This is a genomic window from Armatimonadota bacterium, from assembly GCA_036504095.1.
In the GTDB taxonomy this organism is placed as follows: domain Bacteria; phylum Armatimonadota; class DTGP01; order JAKQQT01; family JAKQQT01; genus DASXUL01.
Map to the genome: position 1 here is coordinate 227,005 of DASXVS010000080.1, position 16,982 is coordinate 243,986.

The 16,982-nt window shown below is 63.1% G+C and carries 14 protein-coding genes; 9 read left to right on the forward strand and 5 right to left on the reverse strand.

What is annotated here, in order from left to right; genetic code table 11:
- Nucleotides 1-88 precede the first annotated feature (88 nt).
- From VGM51_19235 to VGM51_19260, 6 genes are all read left to right on the forward strand, one after another.
- The gene (locus tag VGM51_19235) at nucleotides 89-2,269 is read left to right on the forward strand and encodes a protease pro-enzyme activation domain-containing protein (protein HEY3415174.1); all 2,181 of its coding nucleotides are present in this window, start codon (nucleotides 89-91) and stop codon (nucleotides 2,267-2,269) included.
- Nucleotides 2,270-2,446: 177 nt separating this feature from the next.
- A complete protein-coding gene (locus tag VGM51_19240; protein HEY3415175.1) occupies nucleotides 2,447-3,394 on the forward strand; it encodes an inositol monophosphatase in 948 nt (315 codons plus the stop codon).
- Nucleotides 3,395-3,407: 13 nt separating this feature from the next.
- A complete protein-coding gene (locus VGM51_19245) occupies nucleotides 3,408-4,352 on the forward strand; it encodes a sugar phosphate nucleotidyltransferase (GenBank protein ID HEY3415176.1) in 945 nt (314 codons plus the stop codon).
- A gap of 90 nt (nucleotides 4,353-4,442) precedes the next feature.
- Nucleotides 4,443-5,078, forward strand: a complete 636-nt coding sequence (locus tag VGM51_19250) for a GDSL-type esterase/lipase family protein (protein HEY3415177.1) — start codon at nucleotides 4,443-4,445, stop codon at nucleotides 5,076-5,078.
- A gap of 102 nt (nucleotides 5,079-5,180) precedes the next feature.
- Nucleotides 5,181-6,212, forward strand: a complete 1,032-nt coding sequence (locus VGM51_19255; protein HEY3415178.1) for a Gfo/Idh/MocA family oxidoreductase — start codon at nucleotides 5,181-5,183, stop codon at nucleotides 6,210-6,212.
- Between the two features lie 90 nt (nucleotides 6,213-6,302).
- A complete protein-coding gene (locus VGM51_19260; protein ID HEY3415179.1) occupies nucleotides 6,303-6,710 on the forward strand; it encodes a hypothetical protein in 408 nt (135 codons plus the stop codon).
- A gap of 90 nt (nucleotides 6,711-6,800) precedes the next feature.
- On the opposite strand, the gene VGM51_19265 is transcribed toward VGM51_19260, so the two are convergent.
- The 3 genes from VGM51_19265 to crcB form a co-directional block, all read right to left on the reverse strand.
- A complete protein-coding gene (locus VGM51_19265) occupies nucleotides 6,801-9,695 on the reverse strand; it encodes a glycoside hydrolase family 38 C-terminal domain-containing protein (protein ID HEY3415180.1) in 2,895 nt (964 codons plus the stop codon).
- 255 nt (nucleotides 9,696-9,950) lie between these two features.
- Nucleotides 9,951-10,310, reverse strand: coding sequence for a DUF190 domain-containing protein (locus tag VGM51_19270; GenBank protein ID HEY3415181.1), 360 nt, complete (start codon nucleotides 10,308-10,310; stop codon nucleotides 9,951-9,953).
- 9 nt (nucleotides 10,311-10,319) lie between these two features.
- Nucleotides 10,320-10,700: a fluoride efflux transporter CrcB gene (gene crcB / locus VGM51_19275; protein ID HEY3415182.1), complete on the reverse strand. Its 381-nt coding sequence runs from the start codon at nucleotides 10,698-10,700 to the stop codon at nucleotides 10,320-10,322.
- Nucleotides 10,701-10,939: 239 nt separating this feature from the next.
- Between crcB and VGM51_19280 the strand changes: the two genes are divergently transcribed.
- Nucleotides 10,940-14,359 (forward strand): PAS domain S-box protein, encoded by a 3,420-nt coding sequence (locus VGM51_19280; GenBank protein HEY3415183.1) that lies wholly within the window; start codon nucleotides 10,940-10,942, stop codon nucleotides 14,357-14,359.
- Between the two features lie 30 nt (nucleotides 14,360-14,389).
- Here VGM51_19280 and VGM51_19285 read toward each other — a convergent pair whose 3' ends face one another.
- Both VGM51_19285 and VGM51_19290 read right to left on the reverse strand, forming a co-directional pair.
- Entirely contained in the window at nucleotides 14,390-14,770 is a 381-nt protein-coding gene (locus VGM51_19285; protein ID HEY3415184.1) for a YtxH domain-containing protein, read from the reverse strand.
- 80 nt (nucleotides 14,771-14,850) lie between these two features.
- Nucleotides 14,851-15,324: a hypothetical protein gene (locus tag VGM51_19290; GenBank protein HEY3415185.1), complete on the reverse strand. Its 474-nt coding sequence runs from the start codon at nucleotides 15,322-15,324 to the stop codon at nucleotides 14,851-14,853.
- Nucleotides 15,325-15,465: 141 nt separating this feature from the next.
- Here VGM51_19290 and ychF point away from each other — a divergent pair, with 141 nt between their 5' ends.
- Together ychF and VGM51_19300 are read left to right on the forward strand one after the other, a co-directional pair.
- On the forward strand, nucleotides 15,466-16,536 hold the full coding sequence (ychF, locus tag VGM51_19295) for a redox-regulated ATPase YchF (GenBank protein ID HEY3415186.1): 1,071 nt from the start codon (nucleotides 15,466-15,468) through the stop codon (nucleotides 16,534-16,536).
- 56 nt (nucleotides 16,537-16,592) lie between these two features.
- The gene (locus tag VGM51_19300) at nucleotides 16,593-16,964 is read left to right on the forward strand and encodes a VOC family protein (protein HEY3415187.1); all 372 of its coding nucleotides are present in this window, start codon (nucleotides 16,593-16,595) and stop codon (nucleotides 16,962-16,964) included.
- Nucleotides 16,965-16,982: the final 18 nt, after the last annotated feature.

A 16,982-nucleotide genomic window follows, 5' to 3' on the forward strand; every position in this document is an offset into this window, starting at 1 on the left:
CGCTGATAATGGCTTCGTCAACTGGGAACGCGAGGCTCGCACACGCAACCCGGCCGGCAAAGGCGCCGGCGATGGAGGTACAGATCCCGTGTGCAAACCCTATTCTCCGGCGTGGCTGACCCACGTCGTTAAGGCCGTCGGCGCCGCCGTCGCCATAACCCTGGCCGCGCCCGTCTCCGCGCAGTCGGGACCCTACGTAAGGCTTCCTGGCCACTTTCCGGCTTCGGTCTACCGGGCCCGTGTGGTTGGCCGGTTGCAGCCGCAGGACCCGATCGCTCTGGCCATCGCGCTGCCACTGCACCACGAGCGCGAGCTCCAGTCGCTCCTGGGCCGCCTCTATGACCCGGCCGATCCGGGCTACGGCCATTTCCTGACGTCCGAGGAATTCACCTCGCGCTTCAGCCCAAGCCCCGAGGACTACCGCGCGGTGAAGGCTCTCGCCGAAGCCTCCGGTCTTCGCGTGACGGCGGAGCACGCCAACCGCCTCGTGCTGGACGTGGAAGGCCCGGCGGCCGCCGTGGAGTCGGCCTTCCGGCTTCACCTGCTGCGCTATCAGGATCCGGGCGGAAGGACCTTCCGCGCCCCGGACGCCGAACCTTCCGTCCCAAAAGCCCTGGCAGGCGTCATAAGCGGCGTCATCGGGCTGGACAACGCCGCAATCTGGCAGACGCACAACCGTCCGATGGCCGATGCGTCGGCGTCCGTTTCGCCGCTCCAGGTCGGCTCCGGTCCCGGCGGCGCGTTGACACCGTCCGACATCCGCTCGGCCTACAACCTCTCCACCGTGACCGAAAAGGGAACCGGGCAGACCCTGGCGCTCTTCGAACTCGACGGCTACGCCGCCAGCGACATCCACACATACGAAAGCTACTTCGGCCTGCCTGCCGTGCCGCTGCAGAATGTGCTGGTGGACGGCTATTCGGGCGCGGCCGGCAGCGGCGCCGGCGAGGTGACGCTGGACATCGAGTTGATGATCGCCGTCGCGCCGGGCGCCTCCAAGATCGTCGTCTACGAAGGCCCGAATTCCGGATCCGGCGTGGTGGACACGTACAACCGTATTGCCTCGGATAACGCCGCGAAAGAGATCAGCACATCGTGGGGCCTCGCAGAAGGCAGCACCGGGGCCGCCACACGCAACGCGGAGAATACGGCGTTTCAGCAAATGGCCGCCCAGGGACAATCGATCTACGCCGCGTCCGGTGACAGCGGGGCGTACGACAACGGCTCATCCCTCAGCGTGGATGATCCGGCGTCTCAGCCTTACATGGTCGGCGTTGGCGGCACGCGTCTCACGACGAGCGGGGCCGGCGGCGCGTGGTCGTCCGAGACCACGTGGAACGGAGGCTCGACCAGTAAATCGGGCGGAGGAGGCGGCATCAGCACCGTCTGGTCCATGCCCTCCTGGCAGTCCGGCGTTGTATCCTCCGCGTCCAAGGGGTCGACCACAATGCGCAACGTGCCGGACGTATCGCTGGACGCCGACCCGTATTCGGGTTACTCCGTGTATTTCGGCAGCTGGCAGATTTACGGTGGAACAAGCTGCGCTGCGCCGCTCTGGGCCGCGTACACAGCGCTCGTCAACCAGCGCCGCGCGGCCAACGGGACCTCTCCACTGGGATTCGCCAACCCTGCCATCTATCAGGTCGGCAAGGGCGGCCGCTACACCACCGATTTCCACGACATCGCCGACGGCAGCACCAACCTCTATTACCCCGCCGTGACGGGTTATGACGACGCGACCGGTTGGGGCACGTTCAACGGCGCCAACCTGCTGGCGGATCTCGCGCCCTATCCGGCAAGCCAACTGCTTCTCAATCCCGGCTTCGAAAACGGCTCGACAAACCCCGGCCCATGGTACGTGACCCCAGGCGTGGTGGACAACAGCACCACGCTGCCCGCGCTCTCCGGCGTCTGGAAGGCCAAGCTCAACGGCTATGGGACGCAGCATGTGGACGCCATCTATCAGGATGTGGCAATTCCATCCACCGCCTCCAGCGCTACACTCACCTTCTGGCTGCATATCATTTCCGCGGACACGACAGGAGTACTTCACGATAAGCTGTCAATCCAGGTCCGCAACAGCGCCAGCGCCATCCTTGCGACTCTTGCGACCTATTCAAACCTGAATCAGAACGCCGGCTACGCACAGCAGACGTTTGACGTCTCCGCCTACAAGGGCCAGACAATCCGCGTTTGCGCCATCGGGAATGAAGACAGCTCGCTGGCGACGTGGTTCCTGATGGACGACTTCGCCCTGACGGTCCGCTAGACAAATCGTAAACGCGGAAACGGGGAGATGAACGCTCATTTCCCCATTTCCGCGTTCCGATGCCCCTATAATGATTCCGGAGCGTCCTGCAACCGCTCCCGACAACTCATGGAAAATCCAGCCTCCATCCCCCAACCTCCTCCGTCTATCGCGCGTCTCATTGCGCTCCAGCGCCGCATGCGCGATGCCCTACTGGCGCACCTGCGCGTACAGGGCAATGCGATGGCCGACGTCGCGGAAGACCACTCCAGCGACGGCGACACGATCTACCGAATCGACGAGAAGGGCGAGGACGTCCTGTTCGAGGAGTGTGAGCGCTGGGGCCGAGAAACGCCGTTCGTGCTGATCGCCGAAGGCGTTCCGGGCGATGGCTGGCGCGCGTTCCCCGCGGGCACGGCCTTCGATCGGGCGGAATTCCTGCTGATCGTGGACCCGATTGACGGTACTCGCGAAATCATGTACGACAAGCGCTCCGCCTGGGCGCTTGCGGGCATCGCTCCCAATAAAGGCGCGGCTACGACCCTGGCCGACATCGAAATGGCCGTGATGACCGAACTGCCCACCACACGCCATCTTTACGGCGACACGCTGTGGGCGGTCCGCGGGCATGGCGCTCACGGTGAACGCCAGAACCTGCTCACGGGAAGCGTTGAGCCGTTTACCCCGCGCCCTTCGCGATCGGCGACGATCGCGCACGGATTCGCATCGATCACCAAGTTTTTCCCGGGCACAAAGGTGCAGGCGGCGCAACTGGAAGAAGACCTTTTCGCCGAAGTCCTCGACGGCGTCCAGGGCGGGAATCCGCTCGCGTTCGATGACCAGTACATCTCCACCGGCGGACAGTTGTACGAACTGGTCGTCGGGCACGACCGGTTCAATGCGGACCTGCGGCCGGTGTTCCTCGGGCCAAACCCGGCCCGCCTGTGCTGCCACCCCTACGATATCTGCGTCGAACTGATCGCAAAGGAAGCGGGCGTCATCATCACCGACGAGCGCGGCGACGCTTTGTCGGCGCCCCTGGACATCCGCGAACCCGTCTCCTGGATCGGCTACGCCAACGAGGGTATCAGGGCTCAAATTCAGCCCGCGCTGAGAAGACTGCTTATACCATTCAGCCGGCCGTGACACAAACAATCCTATGCGAATCACGAAAGCTCTCATAACCGCCGGCGGAAGAGGCACGCGCCAATACCCGGCAACGCAAGCCATACAGAAAGCGCTGATCCCTGTGGTGGACCGGGACGGGATCACCAAACCGACGCTCCAGATCATTATCGAGGAAGCCCTGGCGTCCGGCATCGAGGAAATCGGCGTCGTTACATCCCCGGAGGACGAAGAGGCCTTCCGCGGATTCTTCCAGGGGATGGACGAGAACATGCGGCCCCGCTTCGCGACCAAGCCGTGGGGTCTCACGGTGAGCGATCGCCTCGCCGACATCGGCGCGCGGCTTACCACTATCGTCCAACCAAGTCCCGAAGGCTACGGGCACGCCGTCTGGTGCGCCCGGGATTGGGTATGCGATGACCCGTTCCTGTTGCTGCTGGGTGACCACGTTTACGTGTCTCGCGAAGAGCGCCCCACGATGCGGCAGGTGCTGGACATGGCGGAGCGGTGCGACCGCCCCGTGTTCGCCGTGCAGAGGACACCCGAGAGCCGGTTGCGGTTGTACGGCACGGTCGGCGGCGACCCAATACGAGGGCAGCCCGGAGCGTACAACATCACCAGTGTCGTAGAGAAGCCCACCGTCGACTTTGCGCGCGCCCATCTGCGAGTACCGGGCCTCCCGGAGGACCAGTATCTGTGCTTCTTCGGGATGCACGCACTTCCACCCGAGATATTCGACTGCCTTGATGAACTGGTGGCGGCCGACCAGCGGACGCGCGGCGAAATCCAGTTCGCCGCCGCGCAGGCGATGTTCGCGGAACGCGTGCCGACCATCGCCATCGAGGTTAACGGTGATCGCTACGATATGGGCGTGCCGCTCGGACTCATCGAAACGCAAATCGCCCTTGCGCTGAACGGAAGATATGCCGAGGAAGTCAAGACATTCTGGCGCGCAATGACGCAATTGGTTGCCCCATAGCGCATGAATGTGCCAATTATGAAGCGGCGTCCCGTGATGGTAAGGCACGCTGGAAATCACTAACCCCATCAACCCACTGAGGAGAGGTTCTTGAGCGCCCCGCGTTTTGACGCACTGATCGCCGTTGGCGATAATCTATGTATTGACTCCGCCTCTGTCGGCGCCCACCGTGGCCCCGCATCCCTTCTCTACCGCAATCGCGACGCCGAGTGGCCCGAGTTCCACGGCCGCGATATGGTCACGCGCGATCCGGCGGCCCGCCTCCTGATTTTCGGACAGGACGGCGCCACGGCGAAGACAACGCTCTCCCACCAGATGAAGCGTGTGGGCAACGCGGACGATCCCGTGCTTGTGACCGTAACCGCCGGCGCGAAGGACCTCCTGAAAATGGGCGACTGCGTTGGCGATGCGGACCAACTGTACGAGGCGCTGGTCGCGGTCTTCGATGAACTTGGCCGGCGTCTGGCCGAGGCCTACTTCATGCTCGGCAACATCCCGGACCCCGGCGCCGGCGATGACGTCTCCGCGACTCTGGTTGAGTACAACGCCGCCATTGCGGATGTTGCGCGCGAACAGGGAGCGTCGCTCATAGACATCTGTTCCCATTTTGAAGGACACGGCCCAAAGTCCGGCGAAGACGCCTGGCTCACGCCGGTTCTCGATCCCACCCCGGAAGGCGCCCACCAGATCAGAACCCTGTTCTGGCAGGCGCTGATGGAATTCTGAGGGCCGAGACACGAAAGCTGATGTAGCTGGTTCTGTCTCAGCCCTCAGCCGCTCGACCTCAGCCCCTGTCTCAGCCGCCCAATCGCTTTGGAAGGTCACAATATGTCTCGTATCATCAATTTCGGCATCGTCGGATGCGGCGTCATCAGCGGCACCCACGCGGATGCGCTCAAGGCAAATCCGGACGTTGCTTCACTCGTCGCCTGCTGCGACATCCTGCCCGACCGGGCGCAGGCCCTCGCCACCAAGTTCGGCTGTAAGCCGTACAATTCGCTGGAGGCCATGCTTGAGCACGAAGGTCTCGATTGCGTCTGCGTCTGCACTCCCAGCGGCATCCACCATCAGGGCGTAATCGGCGCCGCGAAGAAGGGGATCAACGCCATCGTGGAGAAGCCGATGGACATCACCAGGGAGAAACTGGACGCCATCGCCGAAGTGCCCGCGAAATACGGCGTGAAGGTCGGCTGCATTTTCCAGCGCCGCGCGATGGACGTCATCAACCAGGTCCGCGATGCCGTCCAGGGCGGCGAGTTGGGGACCCTGTTCCTGGCCGAAGCGAATATGAAGTGGTTCCGCAGCCAGGAGTACTACGACAGCGGCGAATGGCGCGGCACGTATGCTCTCGACGGCGGCGGCGCCCTTATGAACCAGGGCATCCACGGCGTGGACCTGATCTACTACCTCATGGGACCAATCGCGTCCGTTAAGGCCTACCAGGCCACGCTGACCCACAAGATCGAGGTCGAAGACAACCTCACGGCGGCCATCAAGTTCAAGAACGGCGCCATTGGCAACCTGACAGTGTCAACATCCTGCGTGCCCGGGTATTCGATGGTCCACAACGTTCACGGTTCGAAGGGCTCCATCAGCATCTCGGATGACCAGATCGTCGAATGGTACATCGAAGGCGACGAGGCCAACCGGATCACCGGCGGCAAGGGTGATATGCAGGGCGCGATCGACCCGAGACTTCTCAGTTCCGGTGGCCACACCCGCCTGATCAGGGATATGGCGGAAGCCATCCGAGACGATCGCGACCCGATGATCACTCCGGACTTGGGGCGCACGGCCGTCGATCTCATCCTGGCGATCTACGAAAGCGCCAGGACGGGCAAGGAAGTGCTCATGCCGTAAGGCGATCTTACCGCAGAGGACGCCGAGTACGCAGAGGGGCGCGGAGGGATTGTTAGATTCCCGCGCCCCTCCTGGCTTTGGAGGCTGCAGATGCCCCGAACAGAGAGCATCGATATCGAGGGCTTCACCCCTGATGAGATCCTGGCGATTCCTGACGCCGAAATCGGAGCTCTGCTGTTAACGGGTGAGCCTGTGGTCTTCCAGGCGGGCACTGCTTGCGTGCTCGGCCAGTTCAGCGTGTCGGACGACTGCCTTTCCGTAGAGCTGTCACATATTGATGGCGGCGGAGAGGGTGTACTTCCGACGCTTTGGCTGCTTGCTGAGCGCTTCGCAAAGGGCCGGGAGTGTACCGCGATGGAATGGATAGTCCACGCCGTTAACTGCGCTCACCCCAATCTCAAACTAAGGCGCATTCTGGACCGCAAGGGCTTCAAGATACGGATCCCCGATGGTGGTGCAGACGTGTACTTCAAACGCACCGAACTCGCCAGCTCGTAGGGCAAATTTGCCATTCGCCACGAAGGGCGCAGAAGACTCCCATCCTCTGCGCCCCTCCGCGTTCTCAGCGTCCTCTGCGGTAAAGGTGTCCTACTTCGCGCAGGCCACCTTTACCGTTGCGATGCCGTTGCCGTCCACTCTCACGCTGAACCCGTTTCCCGCGAGTGCGGCCGTTCCGGAAGTCAGCGGTCGCTCGATGAGGTCGGCCTCCACGGCGGCCGTTACCTTGCCGAACAGCGTGGTATCCAGCGTCACGTGCACGGTGGTCGCCTTGCCCTCTGCCTCCTGAAGGCGGAACACCAGTTCATTGCTGTCTTCTGCGCGCTTCAACTGCGTCACGAGCACGTTGTCCTCAGCGCAGAACACGGCCATCCCAATTGACGCCGGAAGCGGGCCTTCGTGAACGTCGGTCGGCACGCTCAGCAGCGGATGGTTGAAACCGGCGCCGAGACGGATGAGTTCCGCGTTCGAAATGTCCGGCCCGTGCGGCGCGACGGCGAATTTGATCGTGTGGTCGCCGATCTCGGGCAGCGGATCCGGATTGCAGGTTGAGCGGATCAGTGCGACGCGAATCGACTTGCCGTCAAAGGCATGGCCGTACTTGCTGTCGTTCAAGACCGCCAGCCCGGCGTCCTGGCTCCTCAGGTCCGCCCAGCGGAGGGCGGGGACGTCGCGCGCGTTACCGGGCTCGCGCTCCAGCGTGCCGAAAGGTATTTCATACAGCGCGGTTTTCGATGTGAAATTCACAGGGAAGCGCATCGATAGCCGAGGTGTGCCGATACTGTCTCCCCCGATTTCGACCCAGCGAGTGTCCACGGTGATGTCCACCCAGGGCTGCCCTGCCTTCAACTGGTACATCACGGTAAACGTGGAACCGCCGATCTTCCCTTTCGCCGTCACGGTGGCGACGTAAGGGCCGTTGGCGCTCACGTCCGTGTTCCACGCTCCTGGGGTGCCGACGCCGAAACTCGTGAGTTCCAGCGGACAGACGGTCTTCTCGGGCGCGCCGAGTATCCACGCGCTGCCACCCTGTGCCCGCTCCAGGGTGTATTCGAGCAAGCCGATCGGGTTGGCGGGATCCGCCACATCCTTTCCGGTGCGCTTATCAAGCAGGCTGATGATACCGCCGGAGGCCTTGTCGAAGACCACCTTCAGGAATTCGTTCTCCATCGTCAGTTCGCCGGCCGGAAGGTTCACATGGTCCTTGCCCTCCGATCCGGCTTTCAGAACCACTGCCGGCTCGGATCCCTCGACGGCTCCCTCCTCGACGCTGTATGCGGCGTATCCCATGGGGCCGACATTCGCAGGGAAGGCGAGGTCCACGAATTTGTGGCCCCAGTAGTCGCCGTGGTCCGTTCGCTGTGCGGGGATGAGCGTTCCGTCGGCGGCCTTCACCACCCATGTCTTGTCTTCCAGCTTGCCGGGGCAAGCGCCTGTCTGAGCGTCCCAAACAGAAACCTTCACCACCTCGTCGCGCTGCCAGGCGGTGGGGTTAAAGACTATCACGGGACGGGGGCCGTCCACAACGTGTCCGGCCGAGGATATTTCGCCGCGGTTGCTGAAGCGTCCCGGCCCGCCACCGAGGCCCATCGCGGCGATGTCGGCGGGGACAACGCGGCTGTCCGTTTCTCCGGCGAAAGACGTGTTGACGGCCGCGGCGACGGCCCGCAGGCTGTTGGTCTTCACCATGCCGGTAGCGGCCACGATCTTCTGGAAGGTCCCCTGGTTGAAAGTTCGTGTATCCGCGACGCCCGAGCCGGGCAGGATATCGTGGAAATGGCTGAAAAGAACGTCCACCCAGGCGTTGCGCAGGGTCTCCGCGGGATAATCCCGGCCCAGAGCCGCAAACGCCAGCGCCGCGGCGGATTCCGCCTCGCCAACGGCATTCTCGCCGTGCCGGTTGTTGCGCTTGATATCACTCTGGGACGTATAACAGCCGGAGAACTCGAAGTTGAGCTCGCGGGTGACAACCGGGAAATCCCCGGAGTTCGCCTCTATCGCCGCAAAATACTCGCGCGTGGTGCTGAACCTGAAATTGGGGAACACCGGCCAGGAATCCATCTCGATAGCGAGCTTCAGGTCGCGCCGCGTTGGACCGCCGCCGTGGTCTCCCACTCCGTACACCTGCATCCAGTCCTTCATGCCGCATTCCTCGCGGAAATCGAGCAGCATCATCGCGGATTGCGGCGCCAGTTCGCTGTTGTACCAGTGCTTTTCGCGGTTGACCAGTATCCGGCCGCCGTCGGGGCCCTCCCACCAGAAAAGCGGTGGCAGGGGCGCATCTCCGCCGCGGCACAAATAGTAATGCTTCACCGCGCCGCGCGCATCGATGCTGGGGATAGACCACGCGTGGCCGAACGTGTCCGGCGACCAGTCAACGGTGACTTCCTCAGGCTCGAGCCCGAAATGCTCTTTCATGAACCGGCGCGTGTAGAGCAGGTGCCGCGTGAGACTTTCGCCGGAGGCCAGGTTCTTGTCGCCTTCCACCCAATGCGAGGCGGCGATTTCCCATCGCCCCTCCTTCACGCGCTTCTTGATCCCTTCGAAGATCTCCGGGTTGTGCCTGCGTACAATCTCGTAGACCGACGCCTGGCTCTGCGTGTACTTGAACGTCGGGAATTCGTCCATCAGTTTGAGGACGGTGAGGAACGTGTCGTTGGTGGTCGCAACGGTCTCCGGCCAGCCCCACATCCAGTTCATGTCGATATGGCCGTGGCCGACGCAATAGACCGTGTGTCCCTTGGCGATGGGGGCGATGGGAGCAAGGACCGCCTCAGCGCGCTCAACCGCGGCCCGGAGGTCTTCCAAACTGCCCGCAACGCCGGCTGAGAACAGGGCTTCCGCCTCGGCGATCAGGCTGTCCCAATCTTTCTTCTCCACCTTCGCCAGCTGCCGAACAAAAGCGATCTCGGCCAGGAATCGCTGGGTGTGCGCATTTCGCGCGGCTGTGATGAGTTCTGTGTTATTCCTCAGGCTGTCTGACATGGTTCTGTATAGACTCTCCCCCCCGGAGCGGGCACGTATGACGATATCTACCTTCATACTTTGCCGGAGGCGGCGACGTTTGCCAGAGCCGCGATGAAAATGTGGCGCAGGGGGGATAGGACTGGATGCGATGAACGGCGCGCGGCGCACCACGACAGACGACCTGATGCGTCATCCAGGGTTGTCAAAACGCGTCAACGTGAGCAACGTGTCTGCGGACCCGTTGACTCATTCACCCGTTGACTTGACGCATCACTACGGCTTGTCACCGCTCGAGGGCTGGGTTCCCGGCTTGTAGTGGAGGATTTCGACTTCGTCCGCCGTAACGAGGCCGCCACCCACCATCGGGAGGAGTGTCGGGAGGAAGGAATCGAGCCGGTCGGCGTTGTCAACCAGCTCCACGAGAATCGGCAGGTCTTCGGAAAGCCGAAGGATTCGGGCAGTGTGGATCCTGCTCTCCGCGCCGAAACCCTCGATCCCGCGAAGGACCGTCGCGCCCGCCAACCCGGCCTTGCGGGCCTCCTGGACGATCGCCGTGTAGAGCGATTGCCCGTGCCAGTGATCGCTTTCCCCGATGTATATGCGCAGCCTCTTCGCCTGACCCACGATTTCCATTGCCATACCTCAAACCGCGCGACCGACAAGAATGCCCAGCAACCCGGCGAGGATGCCCGCCGCAACCGAGGCGACCACATTGTATCCCGCGCGGGCCCAACTCCCTTCGGCGGCCAGCCGCAGGGTCTCGTATGAGAAAGTGGAGAACGTCGTGTAGCCGCCGCAAAAACCGACGCCGAGCGCGATGAACCACGTACGTGAGAGAGTGAACCGCTCCAGCGCCAGCGTTGCGAGCAGGCACAGGACAAAGGAGCCGCTGGCGTTGATGACAAGCGTTCCCCAGGGAAAGCCCGGGCCCGCACGAACGGAGATCCAGCCCCCCAGCACATAACGGGCGACGGCGCCTCCGCCTCCGCCAAGGGCCACCACGGCTATGTGGATAGTTTTCATGAGTTCGAGTGGGCCAGGACCTTGCTGATGCGCGTCCGCCGCTCGGCCGGACGCACCGCCCCATAGGGCTTCACGCTGGACAGCGCGCACAAATGACGCAGATGTGAAGGCCGTCGGTTGGATGTTATGGGCGCACATCCGCGCGGGTCAAACCAAAGTGTTGTTGCGCGCCCCGCAGCGCTATCATCACGTCATAGATGGCGCGTGCATAGCAGTGGAGGCAACCGGGCGGAGGGCCAATGGATCAACCGGAGACATTTCTGGCAACAGACTTACACGCTCTGCGAGATCGTGTCCTCGCCGCCGCGCGTGAGGGTGGCGCGACCGATGCGTCGTGCGCTGAAGCGCTTCGGCGGTTTGAATTGTGGGTCACCGGCAATCCCGCACTGGAGCCCCCGGCGTACCTTGCCTCGGGGCTTCCGGCGGCCCTGCGGAATCTCCTTGCGCTGAACGGCGCCATCGCGAAGGCAGCCGCGGAGGTGTTCCCAGAGGGGCACGCAAGGGCGGCCGAAATCGGCCTCGCGTACGCGGCGTTTTCCCTGGAAGAAGCCGAACGCTGCGCGTGCGCGGAGTCGTCCGATCCGGGGGCCCAGGCCGCCGGCGCAGCAGGCGATCCCGAGCCGCGGTTCCGAATCCTCTTCGAGAACGCTCCTATAGGGATCTTCCAGGCCACCGTCTCGGGGCGCTTCATTGACGTCAATCAAACCACCGCAGACATGTTCGGATTCGCCTCGCCCGCTCAAATGCTGGCCGAAGTGAAGGATATCCCTAACCGCTTGTTCGTGGATCCCGCGCAGCGAATCGCAATCGTGCAGAATGCGTTGGAAAGCGGTTCCTTCGTGCGCCGTGAGGTGGAGTACCGCCGCCGCGATGGTTCGGAGTTTACCGCCAACCTGCATATGAGAGCCGTGCGGTCCGGGGACGGAGCGATCGATTATGTGGAAGGGTTCGTGGAAGACATCACGGCCCGTCGCCAGAGCGAGCGCGAGCTGCGCGCGAGTGAAGCAATGCATCGCCGCCTCGTCGAGACGCTCCAGGAAGGCGTCTGGGTCATCGATGCGGACGGGCGAACCACCTATGCGAACGCGAACATGGCGCGAATGCTGGGCTACACGCCCGAGGAGATGCTCGGCCGGCATATGTTCTCGTTCATGGACAAGTCCGGTGTCGGCACGGCGCGCCGGAATCTGGAGCGCAGGCTGGAGGGCATAGACGAGCAGCACGACTTCGTGCTCCACGCAAAAGACGGCCACCGCGTGGACGTTGTCATCGCGACCTCGCCCCTCGCCGACGGAGACGGGGAATACATCGGCGCGATCGCGGGCGTGATCGACATCACCGAACGCAAGCGCACCGAAACCGCGATGATTCAAAGCGAACAGCGCCTTCGATTTGCTCTGGAAGGGGCGAACGATGGCCTCTGGGATGTGCGCCTGCCGGAAGGCACTGTTTACCTCAGCCCGCGCGGTTGCGAGATTCTGGGCTATTCCCCCGACGAAATGGCCGAGGTTGCCCGGGTGTGGAACGACCTCGTTCACCCCGACGACATGCCGCTGACCAACAAACTCCTGCAGTCCTATCTGCAGGGGCACACGCCGCTGTTTGAGGTCGAGCAACGCCTTAAGACTAAGTCCGGCCAGTGGAAATGGATTCTGGCGCGTGGGAAGGTCGTGGAACGCAACGAATCCGGCGAACCGATCCGGATGACGGGCACCCACACGGACCTCACAGATCGCAAGCGGGCGGAGGAAGCCCAGGCGGCCTCGGCTCAATTCCTGAGGGAGACCCAGCTGATCGCCGGGCTTGGCGCCTACACCCTGGATATTGAAACGGCCCGGTGGGAAAGCTCGGACATCCTCGACGGAATATTCGGGATTGACGAAAGCTTCGACCGAACGGTGGAGGGATGGTCTACCCTCGTGCATCCCGACGATCGGGCCGCGATGGTAGAATACCTGGCGAGCGCTGTTCTGGAAACGGCGGAGCCCTTCGACAAGGAGTACCGGATCTTCCGAAAAAGGGACGGGGTGGAACGGTGGGTGCACGGCCGTGGCAGGCTCGAATACGACGCCCGGAACCAACCCATCAGGATGATCGGAACGATACAGGACACCACTGAGGCGCGGCGCGCGGATGAAGCGTTGCGCGTTTCGCTGGCCAAATACAGGACCCTTTTCGAGTCTTTCCCGCTCGGCATCAACGTCGTTGACGAGGCTGGGCGTATCATGGAATCCAATCCGATCGCGAAAACGCTGCTTTCGGCGCGTCTGGGCGGGCAACTCCCCCGCGAGATCGCCAGTCCGCAGTGGCAAATCGTCCGCCCGGATGGATCGCCGATGCCGTCCGATGAGTTTCCCAGCGTGCTGGCCCTGACCGAACGGCGCGTGATATCCGGCGGCGAGATCGGCATCGTCGGCCCCGACCAGACCGTCACCTGGCTCAGCGTCACCGCCGCCCCTCTGCCGCTGGAAGGACACGGCGTTGTGATCACCTACAGCGATGTCACGGAGCGCAAACGGGCGGAGGAAGCGCTGATCGAGGCTGCCAGGGCGAAGGACCGGTTCATCGCTCTGCTCTCGCACGAATTGCGCAATCCGCTGTCGACTATCGTGAACGCGGCGCAAGTGCTCAAGTCCGTGCAACCCGCCGAGCCGAGGCTGCTCCGGGCGCGCGACGCCATCGAGCGGGCGTCGGCAACCCAGGCGCGTCTCCTGGAAGACCTCCTGGATGTTTCGCGCATTGCCCTTGGCCGCGTCGCCCTCAGGCTGGCTCCGGTTGACCTGGGCTCGCTGGCCGCTACAGTCGTCCGCTCGCTGGCAGCTTTGGCGGCAGCCAAGGGCATTGATCTGAGCGTGGACACGGAACCGGATCTGCTGGTGACCGCCGATGAGATCCGCCTGGAGCAGGTTCTCTTCAACCTGGTTGTGAATGCCGTCAAATATACGAACGAAGGGTCCGTGTGGGTAACCGCGTACCGTGACGGGCCGGCGGTAGTCCTCACAGTCCGGGATACCGGCGTGGGGATCGGCGCAGAGATGCTGCCTCAGGTCTTCGAGGTGTTCACCCAGGCGGACGAAACTCTCGCTCACGCCGGCGGAGGCCTTGGGCTGGGTTTATCTTTGGTGAAATCGTTCGTCGATCTGCACGGCGGAACCGTAGTCGCGGAGAGCGCCGGGCCGGGGCGCGGTGCAACATTCACGGTGCGCCTCCCCGCCGCCAGCACTCAGGATCTGCGTGAACCTCAGCCGACGCGACACGAATCGCACGAAGCGGTCCGCCCCGGAATCACAGTCTTACTGGTGGACGATAACGTCGATGCCCGGGAGACGCTGCGAGACATCCTGGAGCTCGACGGGTGCATCATCTTCGAGGCCGAAGACGGTCGGGCGGCCATCGAAGTGGCCGTCAGGCAACGGCCGGATGTCGTTCTGCTGGACATCGGCCTGCCGGGATTGGACGGCTACGGAGTTGCGAGGGAATTGCGCGGGCGGCCCGAAACCGCCGGGGCCAGGATAGTCGCCGTGACGGGGTATGGTCAGGAGTCCGACCGGGAGCGGGCGGTGAGTTCGGGTTTCGACGACCACCTGACCAAGCCGGTTGACCTCGATCTCCTGCGCGCGGCACTTCTCGGGCCGTCAGGCGGGGGAGAAGGGGAATGACGGCGAACCGTCATCCCCCCGGATATCGGTTCAGATGTCCTTGATCGCCTGGCCGAGATCTTCGGCGGCTTCCTGAACGCGCTGTACCCCGCCCATCTTGTCGCGCATAGTGTCTCCAAGGTCCGCGGCCTTGTCGCGTACGGCGCCGCTGATATCCGCGGCCTTTCCGCGAACGACGCCCCCAAGGTCGGTCGCCTTTTCACGGACGGTGTCGGTCAGGTCAGCCGCTTTGTCACGGATGGTGTGGGAGTATTCGCCTGCCTTTTCCTTGACGGTGCCGCCCAAGTCGGTCGCTTTTTCCTTCACTGTTGCGCGGAATTCGTCTCCGGTAGTTGGCGCATAGAGCAGAGCAAGTGCGGCTCCCAGGGCGCCGCCAACCAGTAGTCCTACGGCGAAATCAGTTTTTGCCATTTTACGGTCCTTTCGGTGCTATCGCGTTGGTGTCGCGGCTAACGTGCCCGCGAACACTGGATGCGGCCTGTCCGCCGCGGTCAGGAATCGGCGCCGGGGGGCTGGCCCATATGGTCGGCCTCCATCGCCCGCGCAGCGCCACCTTGTGTTGCCTTTGCCGTCTTCCAAACGGTGATCCCGCGTTGGACGCCGGTGAGCAGCGCGGCAATGTTGGCCATCGGCTTCGCAATGCCCTCTGTTACGATGCTGGAAGTGGTCTTCACTTTCGACGTCACGTTATGAACGGCGCTTTCGCCGTCCGATGCCATGCGCTCCACCTTCGGAGCAACCGACTTCACCACATCGCTGACCTGCGATGTGATGCCGGTGACATTGTCTATAACAGGCTGCACCCGTGGCAGAGTTTCGTTCAGCGCCTGTTTGACGGTATCCGATACGATGGTTTTCAGTTTGAAAGCCAGGAAAACAACCGCGCCGACGAGCAACAACTGCCCCAGCGCCATCACCAGAATGGCGATGTTGGTGAGCGGACTCAGTGTGAGCGTGTGGTCCAATGGAACCTCCTTATGCTGAGGCGTGGGCCGCCTTTGCACCCAATGTTAGCATGGCGCGCCACGAACGTTATAATGTAACGGCCAGCCGGATCGCCGGACCAGGTGACTTGACACAACAATACCCCGAAATGAGGCTTTGATATGCAGATTGGCATCGTGGGATTGCCCAATACCGGAAAAACTTCGCTGTTCAACGCTATCACGCGCTCGCATGCGGCGGTGGGCGCCTATCCGTTCACCACGGTTGAACCCAATCAGGGCACCGCCCATGTGCCCGACAGCCGCCTTCAGGCGCTGGCGACTCTCTTCGACCCCAAGAAGATCACCCCGGCCACCGTCGAGTTCGTCGACATCGCGGGCCTGGCGGCCGGCGCCAGCAAAGGAGAAGGCCTCGGCAACAAATTCCTGGCGCAGATCCGCGAGGTGGACGCCATCGTTCACGTGGTCCGGTGCTTCACCCTCGCCGAAGAGCCGGACAAAGCGGTAGACGCCGTGGACGACATGGAAACCATGGAAATGGAACTCATCCTTGCCGACCTCCAGAGCGTGGGCAAGCAGATACAGAAGGCTGACCGTCCCGTCAAAAAGGGGGACAACGCGCCCAAATGGACGAAGTCGGAGCTTCAGGCGCTGGAGGCCCACCTCTCCGATGGCCAGCCGGCCCGTACGCTCGCCCTGGGCGCCGAAAACCGTCGCGAGTTGTTCCTCCTCACTGACAAACCGGTCATTTACGCGGCCAACGTCCCGGAGGCGTTCGTTGCCGGCGGCAGTCCGGACGCCGGGAAACTCCGCGCCGCACTGCCACAGGGCACGCACGTCATGGAGATCTCCGCGGCCATCGAGGCTGAACTCTCCGACCTCGACGAGGAGGAGGAGAAGGAATTCCTGGCGGATCTCGGTCTCGCGGAACCAGGCCTCAACCGCCTGATCCAACACGGTTACGACCTTCTTGGCCTGATGTCGTTCCTCACGGCAGGCCGCGACGAGGTTCGCGCCTGGAGCATCCGCAAAGGCACACGCGCGCAGGACGCCGCCCGCGAGATCCACAGCGATATCGCCCGCGGCTTCATCCGCGCCGAGATCATCTCGTTCGACGACCTGATGGCAACCGGCAGTTGGGCCGCCGCCAAGGAAAAGGGCCTCGCCCGCCTCGAAGGCCGCGACTACATCATGCTGGACGGCGACGTCGTGAACTTCCGGTTCCAGGTGTAGTGTTGGATATTCGGCAGAGCCTCTGCTGTTAAGGCTTTGCCTGAAAGGATAACACGATGGCGAATGCCTGGCGGGAACTCGTCCCGGAACTGCCCGTGGCCGATCTGGAGCGCGCGCTGAACCACTATCAGGGCACGCTGGGGTTCACATTGCAGTGGGTGTATGAAGCACACGGTTTCGCCTCGGTTATCCGGGACGGTGTCCGCCTGTTCCTGCGCCGGCAGAACCCGCCCTTCGACGAAGTCGTCTGCAACTTCTACGTGGACGACGTGGATGCCGTCTACGCAGAGCTGGTCGCGAGCGGCGCCCATGTCTTGTGCGCGCCGGCGGACAAGCCCTGGGGCACGCGTGAATTCTCCTTCGATGACCCGGACCAGAACCTCTTCCGCGTCCACCGCCTGCTGAAAAAGGCGGATGAGGCGGCTTGATGCCCGTGTCCGCAATCT